Origin of the sequence: Paenibacillus lautus (genome assembly GCF_050482385.1) — a bacterium.
GTDB lineage: Bacteria > Bacillota > Bacilli > Paenibacillales > Paenibacillaceae > Paenibacillus_AQ > Paenibacillus_AQ lautus_B.
Genome location: NZ_JBCNHV010000028.1, coordinates 232,791 through 243,730, shown reverse-complemented (window position 1 = coordinate 243,730; position 10,940 = coordinate 232,791). Strand labels below are relative to the sequence as shown.

The window sequence follows — 10,940 nt, the reverse complement described above, 5'->3', positions numbered from 1 at the left end:
TAAAAATTGGGGTGCAGTTCAATTAAGCGGCTTTTTATATTTATGTTATCAAGTTCTTGTCAAAACACAATGACAAGAACTTGATAACATTCCCGATATGATTTCATCGAGGGCGTCTAATAAAGATGATTAGACCGCCCTTTATTAAGCTAACGGGCAGATTATCCTCGTGTGTAACTAATCCTTAGTTTATTCCGTTATTCAAAGTAAGCATATAATTGGATTTAGCTATTCGATTTATTGGGTTAGTTAATTAGTTTACGGAGAAGGTAAGAGCATTTCTTTGTCATGAGAATTGCTTTTTATTTTTTTTCTTAAATAAAAAGGGTGTTCCATTAACAATAATAATATAATAATAAACGATACTTATTTATTGTAAAACAATAAGCTACGTGTTAAAGTCATTTTATAATTAAATTGTGAGGTGCTCTTTATGAAACGGGGAACAACATTCTTTTTGAAGATGGCTGTTATGCTTATTGGAATCCCAATTCTTGCTTTGTGCATATTTTTAGTGCCTAAGATCGGGAGTTTTGCTGGAGAATTGTATCCAGATATCGCTTATATGAAATCTCTCGTTTTAATCGATATGTACGCGGCAGCCATACCTTTTTACTTTGCTCTGTATCAAGCTTTTAAACTTTTAAGCTATATTGATAAGAACCAAGCATTCTCGGAAATATCCATTATGGCTTTAAAGAATATAAAATACTGTGCCATCACAATCAGTACCTTGTACCTGCTAGGTATGCCACTCTACTATCTCATGGCGGAGAGAATTGACCCTCCAAGTTTCATACCAATGGGATTGGTCATTATTTTCGCCTCTATGGTGATCGCCGTTTTTGCTGCTGTTCTCCAAAGTCTTTTACAAGAAGCTATTAATATAAAATCAGAAAATGATTTAACGATCTGAGGTGATTATTATGGCGATTATCATCAATGTTGATGTTATGTTGGCAAAAAGGAAAATGAGTGTAACAGAACTTTCGGAGAGGGTTGGAATTACTATGGCGAATCTTTCCATTCTGAAAAACGGGAAAGCAAAAGCTGTTCGTTTTTCAACATTAGAAGCGATATGTAAGACTTTGAATTGTCAGCCGGGTGATATTTTGGAGTACAAAAGCGACGAAGACAATAAATAAAAACAGACAACGGGTATCCTGCAATATGAATTCAAGATTGGGAGGAGGGGAGGGATTGTGAAGATCTACAGCGTATTGCCAAAGTGGGTAAGGTTGACATTAATCTTCGATATTTAGAATGGAGCTGTACGAAAGGTTTCTGATCCATTAGAGAAAAATATACATAAAGATACAACCGATCCGGGATTACATAAAGATATGTCGGGGTACAAGAACATAGTCCCATTGAGAGTCGCTATTATAGCGGCTTTTTGTTTTATCGGTACAAGTTCTTGTCCCGAGTTGAGGACAAGAACTTGTACCGATTGCCGTAAAAGACAAGAACATGAGCCGTTTACCGTTTGATGACATAAGTCTTATTTACTATTAATGGGACACTTACCCATGTTTTCACATCACTAGACCTCTTTGCTAAATGGAGTATTCTTTGCTTGCATCTTTTGATAATCAAGCCCCCAATCATACATCGCAAGAATAATAGCCTTCATTGAATGCCCCATATCAGTCAGCTGATACTCTACTTTAGGTGGAATTACAGGATATATCGTTCTAGAGACTAAACCGTCTCTTTCTAACTCACGAAGCTGAAGGGTTAATGCTCGATGTGTAATTCCTGATAAGCGTGATTGCAATTCATTAAACCGAAGTTTCCCATCTAATAAATAATATAGAATGACAGGTTTCCATTTCCCACTAATTAATTTAACCGTAACTGCTACTGAACAGGTAAGACCTTCACATTCATCAACATTCATAATTGCACCTCTAATAAAGTATATTTTTTATACTAACGGTAGTTTTTATATATTATATATAAAAATTTTGCGTACTTCAACCACTTTAAATCATGTGTTAGTATGACACATATCAACTTGAGGAGGAATTAAAATGAAAAAAAAACGAACAAATTCTAGAAGTACACCACTATCGTTATGCTACAAAAAAATTCGACAGCACGAAAAAAGTTAGTGATGAAGATTTTAACACAATTATGGAAGCAGCAAGATTATCCCCAAGCTCTTTTGGATTTGAACCTTGGAAGTTTTTACTTATAAATAGTGAGAAAATCCGTGAAGATTTAAAACCATTTAGCTGGGGTGCAGTGAACTCTTTAAATGGTGCAAGTCACTTCGTAATTGGATTGATTAAGAAAAATATTACTGTCGATAGTCCACTTGTGAAACATATTATAGAAGATGTATGGGGTAGCACTTTAGAGGAAAAGAAAAGATACCTTCACTTTTTCCAAGAATTCCAAGAAAATGATTTTAAGTTGTTAAATAATCCACGTGCTTTATTTGATTGGTCATCAAAACAAAGTTATCTAGCTCTTGCTAATATGATGACAACTGCTGCTTTTCTTGGCATTGATAGCTGTCCAATTGAAGGTTTTAACCACGAAAAAGCAGAACAATATTTCTCAGAAATTGGTGTTCTCGACACGTCTGAATATGGTATTTCTTTTATGGTTTCTTTTGGATACCGAGATGAGGTTCAACCTCCTAAGACAAGACAAAGCATGTCTGAGATTCTTGAAGTAATTTCATAATCAAAACCATTTAAAATGTTCCTATTCCAATTAAAACCCTTTTAAAAACTCCCTTTCATATAGTAAGCAGAAAAACCAAGTAATTTAATCTGGTTACTACTTCAAGAAGGCGTCGGACTGTCGCAGTCAACGGTGTCTGATTATCTCGCAACTCTGCAACGAGCGGGCTTGGTAGGAGTCAGGCGCATCGGTCAGTGGACCTACTACAAGCGGAACGAAGCAACCATCAGCGCTCTTGCCGATATCATAGTTAAGAATTTGTAATTTTATACCACGTAATATCAAAAATTCACGCCGAAACGAGGATTTGCAATGAAAGCAATAATACTTAAATCATTTGGCGGCCCGGAATCGTTCGAACTTTGCGATGTGCCCAAGCCTGTGCCGCACACGGGACAAGTCCTGGTCCGGGTACATGCAACCTCCATCAATCCGTTGGATTACCAGGTCCGACGTGGCGATTATCCCGACTTGGTGCAACTGCCGGCCATTACCGGACACGACGTATCTGGCGTTGTCGAAGAAGTCGGGCCGGGTGTGACGACCTTCTCTCCAGGAGACGAAGTCTGGTACACCCCACAAATATTTGACGGGCCAGGAAGTTATGCCGAGTACCACGTTGCTGCCGAAAGCATTATCGGGAAGAAGCCTCCCGCGCTGAGCCATCTTGAGGCGGCAAGCCTGAGCTTGGTTGGAGGGACGGCGTGGGAAGCACTGATCGTGCGTGCGGCGCTAAGAGTGGGTGAAAGCATTCTAGTACACGGCGGCGCGGGGGGAGTCGGTCATGTGGCGATCCAACTCGCAAAAGCCATGGGAGCAAGGGTGTTCACGACCGTACGCGAAGCAAACTTTGAGTTCGCACGAAGTTTGGGTGCCGATGTGGTCATCGACTACGAAAAGGAGGATTATGTTGACGCCATCATGCGGGAAACGGGTGGCCGCGGAGTCGATGTCGTCTTCGACACCATCGGCGGCAATACATTGTCGCGCAGCCCCGACACGCTCGCACAACTTGGCCGCGTTGTCACGATCGTGGACATTGCACAGCCTCAAAACGTCATTCAGGCCTGGGGCAAGAACGCGAGTTATCACTTCATTTTCACAAGACAAAACCGCGGCAAGCTTGATGAGATGAGCGCATTGATAGAGCGCGGTCAGCTGCGGCCACACGTTGGCGCCGTCTATTCGCTTGCCGACATTCCGCTTGCCCATGCCCGGCTGGAGAGTCGGAACAACGGTGTTCAAGGAAAAATCGCGATTGCAGTCGGGCCGTCAGCTCATTTTAAAGGAACACCATGATTTATGAGATCGCTCTACTTCCAGTTCACAATGAACACATTGAAACGTTCAGACGTGCCTTTGCCGAGGTCGCTCCTTTGCTCAGCCGCGCAAAGGGTTACGGCGGTCACTCCCTCGCGCAAGGGATCGAAACACCCCAGCTATTCCATCTAATTGTGCGATGGCAATCACTCGAGGATCACACGCTTTTGCTACAGGCGAACTGAACATGGAGATTTTTATTATGCTCCTTTTTCAAAACAATTTCCAAGTGATGAAGTCTCTAACCGATATTGATGGGGAAGTGACCGAAGATACAAACCAGGTAATAATAAAGGGTTATTTTCACCAAAAAAATAAAGTAATTTGGCCGGGCACGGCATTGGCCACGAACTGCATGAGATGACGAACAGCATTCTGAATTACTATGATCCGCGAGACAGCAGGCTGCTCACGAACGGACTGGTGGTCGCGGTGGAAACCTTTTCATCGGACGGAGCGGAATATGTAGAAGAGAGCGCTGACGGTTGGGGGCTGCTGCTGCCGGACCATCAGTACGCCGCACAGTTTGAGCACACGATTGTCTTTACAAAGATAAGCCGCCCATTTTAACAACGGTGTAATGTCACCTCGGATATGAATCATTTTAAAAACGGCTGCCTTCACTTCAATGGCAGCCGTTTTTTCGTGCGGCTTAATGTCTGTTCTTGGAGGAGTACCGAACATACGGGAATACTCTCGGCTGAATTGAGATGCACTTTCATAGCCTACCCGGAATGCGACATCCGCGGCATCCGCCGACTCGGATAATAACAGGCGCCGAGCCTCCAGCAATCGGAAGTGTTTTTGAAACTGAATCGGGCTCATAGCGGTTACCTCTTTGAAGTATCTGTGGAATGTCGGGACACCCAATTATATATATTCTTATCGGAAGTGAGGTAGGGGGGAGTCATTCATGGGTATTGGCATTCTGTAAGAATGCTGCATCGGAAACATAGGCTCGTCAGCGTTCGCCTTTGTTCACGGATTTCTACCCACTTCACACGTTGTCCCTAGCGTACAATCTTTAGTTCAGATTATGTAGATTTTGTTCCATCCCCCAGAGATTTGTTTTCATAAGGTTAACTCTATGTAAATGAGTGTTTCAAATTTTTTACAGGTAGATAATCATTCGAAAACAATGGGCTTGTATGATGAATTTGGATTTGCAAAAGGAGAGGCTAGACACTCGGCGAATCCGAATTATAAAAAAGTGGGGGTATTTGATAGTGAAAAACAGATGGATGTTAACTGCAGTATTTGCATTAGGCGTAGGCCTTCTTGCAGGATGCGGTTCTAACGGAAACACGGCAAACAACGGAGCAGCAGCGGATAATACGACTTCTGCACCTCAGACGAATACGGCGCAAGAATCAACACCTTCTGCAACAGAGATCAAGGAGCTTAAGGTCAGCTTCGTTCCATCCAAGGACCCTGACCAAATCATTACGGCAACAGATCCATTGAAAGATCTTCTGAAAGAGCAATTGGCTACTGAAGGCTACAATGTGGAAAAGGTTACGATCGATGTAGGTACGACTTATGAGGCGGTTGGTGAGGCTTTGACGGCAGGAACGACGGACATCGGGTTCATCCCGGGTGGAACGTATGCCCTGTATGATGACGGTGCAGATGTGATTTTGACTGCTACCCGTGCGGGTCTATCCAACGATTCCGACAATCCGAAGGATTGGAACGACAATAAACCGACGGCACCTACAGACAAGCAAGCAACCTACTATCGTTCGATTGCCATCGCTGGCCCAACGGATAAAGGTAAAGAGCTGGCAGCCAAGGTGAATGCGGGCGAACCCTTGACTTGGGAAGAACTGGACAGCGCGAATTGGGCAGTGATGTCGACCTCTTCTTCCGCGGGTTACATTTACCCGACACTGTGGCTTCAAAATAACTACAACAAGAGCATCACAGATCTGAAGCATGTGGTGACTTCGGACTCTTACGGAAGCTCGTTCGCCCGTCTGGCAGCTGGTCAAGTGGATATCATTGTAGCTTTCGCTGATGCAAGAAGAGATTATGAAGAAAAATGGACAACCGAGTTCAGCCGTTCCGCTTCAATCTGGGATGAGACGAATGTGATCGGAGTTACGCAAGGAATCTATAACGATACAATCAGCGTAAGCAAAAACTCTTCGCTGATGGATGACCAATTCAAGTCTGCCCTGCAAAAGGCCTTCATCGCCATTGCTCAAACAGACAAAGGAAAAGAAGTTATCGCCGTGTACAGTCATGAAGGCTACCAAGAAGCAAAATCCTCGGATTACGACAACGAGCGCAAGGCTCAAGAGCTGATCAAGAGTCAAAAGCAGTAATCCACGATCAAGGCGAGGAAGTTAGACGGAAGCTTTGGAATGAAATGAGTGCATCATGGCAACGTGATGCCCTCATTTTTTCACGTTTTTACGCAGACTAAAGGATCGGAGCTTATGCCATGATTGAATTCAAACAGGTGGAGAAGAAATACGCAAACGGAACAACAGCTTTGAAAAATATTAATCTGTCCATCGAGCAGGGCGAATTCGTCGCCATCATCGGTCTCTCCGGTGCGGGGAAGTCTACACTGATCCGTTGCATTAATCGAATGCATGAGATTACCGGAGGCCAGCTCCATGTGGATGGCGTAGATGTAGGGAAGCTGAAGGGCAGCCAGGTTCGCCGGTTCCGCCGGAGAATCGGCATGATTTTTCAATCCTTCAATCTGGTGACAAGAACTTCTGTGATCAAGAATGTACTCGTCTCCTTTGTCCCAGATCTGCCGTTGTGGCGCAAGCTGACTGGAATCTTCACTAAGGATCATAAGATCAAGGCGCTGGAGGCATTAGATAAAGTAGGCATCCTTGATAAGGCATATATGCGTGTGGATCAGTTGTCGGGCGGTCAGCAGCAGCGGGTAGCGCTGGCGCGGACGCTTGCTCAGAATCCGGATATTATTCTGGCAGATGAGCCGATTGCCTCGCTGGATCCGGTGACATCCCGGATGGTCATGGATGATTTCAAACGTATTAACCAGGAGATGAACATCTCGGTGATTATGAATATTCACCATGTCGAGGTAGCACTGGAATATGCCGACCGCATCATTGGCATTCGCCAAGGCGAGGTTGTCTTTGACGGGGAGGCTTCCGGGGTCACAACGGCAGTACTTGGCGAAATTTACGGCGGCCGTTTTGAGGAGGAAATGTCAGTCCAAGCGGAGGCCGAGATTGCTTATGTATGACAAACTATTTCCGCCTAAAAAGGTTGCTCTTCCGAACGGCAAGATCGTTCTGGAGAAACGCTCCCGCACGCCGCTGATTCTATTGCTCATCCTTGTGGCAGTTGCTCTGTCCGTGGAATTTACGAATTTTAATCTAAAAGTGTTGTTTGAACGAATAGGCAAACTATTCGGGATGATTGGCGAAATGTTTCCGCCGGATTGGGCGTACTTTCCTAAATTGTGGGGAGCGCTTGTAGACACCCTGCAGATGTCACTTATCGGCTCCATGATCGGCGCGCTGCTTGCGCTGCCTATTGCGATTTTGGCCTCCTCCAATGTCGTTCCAAACCGGTTGGTGACAGCCTTCTTTAAGATTGTTCTGAGTCTGCTGCGTACCTTGCCAATCCTGGTCACCGCCTTGATTGCTACCTTTATCTTTGGCTTGGGGCCAACCGCGGGCGTGGTAGCAATTCTGCTGTTTACGCTGTCTTATGTAGGCAAGCTGCTGTATGAGCAGATTGAAAATGTGGATATGGGTCCATTTGAAGCGATGGAATCCATCGGTATGACAAGAATTCAGGCATTCCGCTATGCCATGTTTCCACAGGTGCTGCCAAGCTATTTGTCCAATTCGCTGTTCTGCTTTGAGGGGAATGTACGTTATGCGGCGATCCTGGGATACGTGGGTGCGGGCGGCGTTGGCCTGTTGATTAAAGAAGATTTGGGCTGGCGTGATTATCAGAATGTAGGGATGATCATTTTGGCACTGGTAATCACGGTCTATCTGATCGAGACGACTAGTGAGCATTTCCGTAAAAAATGGATTTGATGAAAGAGAGGAGGTTCGTGAGTGACGACGATTCAGAAGCAACTTCAGGCCCAACCTCGTAATATGCGGTATGTGCTGACGCTTACGGTGATTATTATTGCACTGTTTGCCTGGTCGCTTGCTGCTGTTAATTTGAAGGATATCAATCAGAGCGGTCTCAAAATCGCTCAGAATATAATAACGGGAATTTTGAATCCTGATTTGAACTTGCTCTTAAGCGTCTCAAAACAGAGCGTACTGTATTTGCTGCTTGAGACGGTAGCCATTGCATTTTTGGGGACCATTGTAGGGGCGATCTTATCCGTTCCGCTTGCCTTTCTGGCTGCATCGAATATCGTACCCAAGCCGGTGGCTTGGCTTACCCGCCTGCTGCTGATCTTCATCCGGACGATTCCTGCCCTCGTATATGGCTTGATGTTCATCCGCGTCTCCGGTCCCGGACCGTTCTCAGGCGTGATGACGATAGGGATTACGTCGGTCGGAATGCTGTCCAAGCTGTATGTGGATGCTATTGAGGAACTCGATACCAAGGTGCTTGAGTCCATGACCTCGATTGGCTGCACGACCTTTGAAAAGATCCGCTACGGCATCTTGCCGCAATTGATGTCGTTGTTCCTCTCGGTAACGGTTTACCGGTTCGATATGAATATGCGCGAAGCATCTATCCTGGGCTTGGTTGGAGCAGGAGGGATCGGTGCCCCGCTGATCTTTGCCATGAACGGGTATAAGTGGAATCAGGTCGGGGCGATTCTGATCGGATTGGTTATTCTGATTCTGATCATCGAGTGGATATCCAACAAGCTTCGGACTAAGCTGGTAAAAGGATAAGCGGGAGACAGGCTGCTGCTGGTGCTGCCTAGTTGCCCTGAAAGCAACTAAATCGGCATTTCCGATGAGGAAATTGGCCGCCAACTTTAACTGAAAAAGGGCGACGTCAGAGAATTCACCTCTTTCGTCGCCTTTTTCATGGTGAATTTAGGGGAAGAGACAGGGAAAGAGACTGCCTAATAAGCTCAGTAAACAACCTCCCAATTATGATTGCAAGTCGCCTGGATCACGCCAACCCGGGAAATGTAATCTGCAAGAATCTCTGTCATATCGGTCGGAATTTCACGAACCACTGGCGCGTCCTTCAGCATATCGAAGTTTCCGCCACCGCCAGCCCGGTAGCTGTTCATGACGACTTCGAAGCTTTCATCCGGATCCACAGGCGTTCCGTGGCGCTCCAATCTGACCACCCGCTGCCCGGCGGGCCTTGAGATGTCGAGCGTATAGTCGATACCTTCCCACATATCATAATTGAAATGCTGGGGCTTTGGCTCCAGATAAGACGGCGCAATGCGCAGTCCATCACCGGTCTCATGCACCTCAAAGTATTGGGCAGTCTGCTCTAGCATGGCTCGGATGTCGCTGCCCCGCATGCGGATAACCTTTAACGTATTAGGATAAATGTAGTTGGACACCACATCCCGCATGGTAATTAATTCTCCGAAACCTCTGGCTTCATTGGTAAAGATGGCAGCCAGAGAGAGCTCAGCCCCGGTCACCTCCATCTGAATCCGATTTATCATTTCCGTAAAGGCATGATCTGCCTGGCGAGCTGTGAACGGATCGGGAATCGAGAGATCTCCCTCGGTGCGGCCAATGGGTTGATCGAGCCAATGCTGCGTTTGCCGTTCATCCTCAGCAAACAGAGCCAGAAAATCCTCATCCGCCAGATCCGCTTCGTCTACAAGAAGCAATGAGGAAGATTTGCCCGATAGCTGCCATCCCTTTTCAGGAACCGCCTGAAATTCAAGCTCTACCTTTGCAACCGCTTGTCCGGCACTGCCAGGCTGCGTAATGACTACCCCGTTAATCTCCCCGTTTAACAGGCGGTGTTGATGGCCGGTGAGCAGTATGTCGACACCCTGGATCGTTTCACATATAGCATAGCCTTGATTTTCACCGGTTAAGGGTTCGGTTGCTTCACCAGTCATGGGATCGCGTTCGAAGCCCCCGTGATAGCTCAAAATCACCGCATCCGGCTGTTCCATCGAACGAATCTTGTCTACCCAGTACTTAGCAGCATCCAGCGCATCAATAAAGGACAAGCCTTCGATGTGATTCGGCTCCTCCCAATTCGGAATAAAGTGGGTGGTAAGTCCGAGCAGGGCGATGCGAATGCCTTGCGGAAGCTCAAAGATCCGATATGGCTTGCCGAATGCAGGCTTTCCGTCAGTCTTGTTTACAATGTTAGCAGATAGCCAGGGACAATCGGAATCACGGATCGCCTGTCGAAGCAGCTCCTGTCCGTAATTGAACTCGTGATTCCCAAGCACAGCTGCATCATATCCAAGTGCATTCAACGCTCGGGCTGCAGGATGCAGACCGTGGCGGTTTAACTTGGCATAGTGATACATCAGCGGCGTTCCTTGAAGCAAATCTCCGTTGTCAATCAGGAGCAGATTGGTGCTCCGGCTTCTCTCTTTCTGAATCAGGCGTGACAGCTTGGCAAGGCCAAGCGGCTTGTCGCCAGGGCCACGGTAATCGGTTGGATACAGGTGACCGTGAATATCGCTCGTATGCAGAATCGTCAGATTTATAGAATTCATAGATGCCATCAATGGCTGCCTCCCATGCTGATCAGATAAATGTGGAATTTAAATGGAATACAGCTATTATAAACAACTACATCTGCGTCATGGTAAACGCAGTGTTATTTTTGAAGGACACAGATAAAAAGAAAACGGCATCGGAAGCATATGCTACTTAGCGTTCGCCTTTGTTAGCAGATTTTTACTCTATGATGGGCTTAGTGCAATCAGAGAAATCCGGGAACAACAGCGATCGTAAGAACACTTCACACGTTGCTCCTAGCGTACACTCATGAGTTCAACTGATATA

13 protein-coding genes and 1 pseudogene are annotated in these 10,940 nt (G+C 45.9%); 11 read left to right on the top strand and 3 right to left on the bottom strand.

The window, feature by feature from the left end:
• Positions 1-433 precede the first annotated feature (433 nt).
• Positions 434-916, top strand: coding sequence for a DUF2975 domain-containing protein (locus ABEW73_RS29755; protein ID WP_430171445.1), 483 nt, complete (start codon positions 434-436; stop codon positions 914-916).
• Positions 917-926: 10 nt separating this feature from the next.
• Complete coding sequence (locus tag ABEW73_RS29750) at positions 927-1,145, top strand: helix-turn-helix domain-containing protein (protein ID WP_430171447.1); 219 nt, start codon at positions 927-929, stop codon at positions 1,143-1,145.
• A 398-nt stretch (positions 1,146-1,543) separates the two neighbouring features.
• Here ABEW73_RS29750 and ABEW73_RS29745 read toward each other — a convergent pair whose 3' ends face one another.
• A complete protein-coding gene (locus ABEW73_RS29745; RefSeq protein ID WP_430171449.1) occupies positions 1,544-1,900 on the bottom strand; it encodes a winged helix-turn-helix transcriptional regulator in 357 nt (118 codons plus the stop codon).
• Between the two features lie 152 nt (positions 1,901-2,052).
• Between ABEW73_RS29745 and ABEW73_RS29740 the strand changes: the two genes are divergently transcribed.
• The 5 genes from ABEW73_RS29740 (at position 2,053) to ABEW73_RS29720 (ending at position 4,584) form a co-directional block, all read left to right on the top strand.
• On the top strand, positions 2,053-2,694 hold the full coding sequence (locus tag ABEW73_RS29740) for an NAD(P)H-dependent oxidoreductase (RefSeq protein WP_430171770.1): 642 nt from the start codon (positions 2,053-2,055) through the stop codon (positions 2,692-2,694).
• An 87-nt stretch (positions 2,695-2,781) separates the two neighbouring features.
• Positions 2,782-2,958, top strand: a complete 177-nt coding sequence (locus tag ABEW73_RS29735) for an ArsR/SmtB family transcription factor (protein WP_430171771.1) — start codon at positions 2,782-2,784, stop codon at positions 2,956-2,958.
• Between the two features lie 48 nt (positions 2,959-3,006).
• Entirely contained in the window at positions 3,007-3,993 is a 987-nt protein-coding gene (locus ABEW73_RS29730) for a zinc-dependent alcohol dehydrogenase family protein (protein ID WP_430171451.1), read from the top strand.
• A complete protein-coding gene (locus ABEW73_RS29725; RefSeq protein ID WP_430171453.1) occupies positions 3,990-4,199 on the top strand; it encodes an antibiotic biosynthesis monooxygenase family protein in 210 nt (69 codons plus the stop codon). Before ABEW73_RS29730 ends, ABEW73_RS29725 begins: the two co-directional genes overlap by 4 nt.
• Positions 4,200-4,374: 175 nt before the next feature.
• Positions 4,375-4,584 carry a hypothetical protein gene (locus ABEW73_RS29720; RefSeq protein WP_430171455.1) on the top strand — a complete coding sequence of 70 codons (210 nt, stop codon included), beginning with the start codon at positions 4,375-4,377 and terminating at the stop codon, positions 4,582-4,584.
• 81 nt (positions 4,585-4,665) lie between these two features.
• Here ABEW73_RS29720 and ABEW73_RS29715 read toward each other — a convergent pair.
• A pseudogene (locus tag ABEW73_RS29715) lies at positions 4,666-4,872 on the bottom strand (helix-turn-helix domain-containing protein); the annotation flags it as partial.
• A gap of 368 nt (positions 4,873-5,240) precedes the next feature.
• Here ABEW73_RS29715 and ABEW73_RS29710 point away from each other — a divergent pair.
• The 4 genes from ABEW73_RS29710 (at position 5,241) to phnE (ABEW73_RS29695) (ending at position 8,882) form a co-directional block, all read left to right on the top strand.
• Positions 5,241-6,341 (top strand): phosphate/phosphite/phosphonate ABC transporter substrate-binding protein, encoded by a 1,101-nt coding sequence (locus ABEW73_RS29710; protein ID WP_430171456.1) that lies wholly within the window; start codon positions 5,241-5,243, stop codon positions 6,339-6,341.
• Between the two features lie 119 nt (positions 6,342-6,460).
• Complete coding sequence (gene phnC / locus ABEW73_RS29705) at positions 6,461-7,246, top strand: phosphonate ABC transporter ATP-binding protein (RefSeq protein WP_430171458.1); 786 nt, start codon at positions 6,461-6,463, stop codon at positions 7,244-7,246.
• On the top strand, positions 7,239-8,054 hold the full coding sequence (phnE, locus tag ABEW73_RS29700; protein WP_430171459.1) for a phosphonate ABC transporter, permease protein PhnE: 816 nt from the start codon (positions 7,239-7,241) through the stop codon (positions 8,052-8,054). The genes phnC and phnE (ABEW73_RS29700) overlap by 8 nt, the downstream gene beginning before the upstream one ends.
• A 21-nt stretch (positions 8,055-8,075) precedes the next feature.
• A complete protein-coding gene (gene phnE, locus ABEW73_RS29695) occupies positions 8,076-8,882 on the top strand; it encodes a phosphonate ABC transporter, permease protein PhnE (protein ID WP_430171461.1) in 807 nt (268 codons plus the stop codon).
• A gap of 185 nt (positions 8,883-9,067) precedes the next feature.
• Here phnE (ABEW73_RS29695) and ABEW73_RS29690 read toward each other — a convergent pair whose 3' ends face one another.
• Positions 9,068-10,657, bottom strand: coding sequence for a bifunctional metallophosphatase/5'-nucleotidase (locus ABEW73_RS29690; protein ID WP_430171462.1), 1,590 nt, complete (start codon positions 10,655-10,657; stop codon positions 9,068-9,070).
• Positions 10,658-10,940: the final 283 nt, after the last annotated feature.

Excerpts from the sequence above, each read along its gene's own strand:
- ABEW73_RS29745 (WP_430171449.1), bottom strand. The coding sequence starts at position 1,900 with ATGAATGTTGATGAATGTGAAGGTCTTACCTGTTCAGTAGCAGTTACG.
- ABEW73_RS29725 (WP_430171453.1), top strand. The coding sequence starts at position 3,990 with ATGATTTATGAGATCGCTCTACTTCCAGTTCACAATGAACACATTGAA.
- phnE (WP_430171459.1), top strand. The coding sequence starts at position 7,239 with ATGTATGACAAACTATTTCCGCCTAAAAAGGTTGCTCTTCCGAACGGC.
- ABEW73_RS29720 (WP_430171455.1), top strand. The coding sequence starts at position 4,375 with ATGACGAACAGCATTCTGAATTACTATGATCCGCGAGACAGCAGGCTG.
- ABEW73_RS29750 (WP_430171447.1), top strand. The coding sequence starts at position 927 with ATGGCGATTATCATCAATGTTGATGTTATGTTGGCAAAAAGGAAAATG.
- ABEW73_RS29755 (WP_430171445.1), top strand. The coding sequence starts at position 434 with ATGAAACGGGGAACAACATTCTTTTTGAAGATGGCTGTTATGCTTATT.
- phnC (WP_430171458.1), top strand. The coding sequence starts at position 6,461 with ATGATTGAATTCAAACAGGTGGAGAAGAAATACGCAAACGGAACAACA.
- ABEW73_RS29730 (WP_430171451.1), top strand. The coding sequence starts at position 3,007 with ATGAAAGCAATAATACTTAAATCATTTGGCGGCCCGGAATCGTTCGAA.
- ABEW73_RS29690 (WP_430171462.1), bottom strand. The coding sequence starts at position 10,657 with ATGGCATCTATGAATTCTATAAATCTGACGATTCTGCATACGAGCGAT.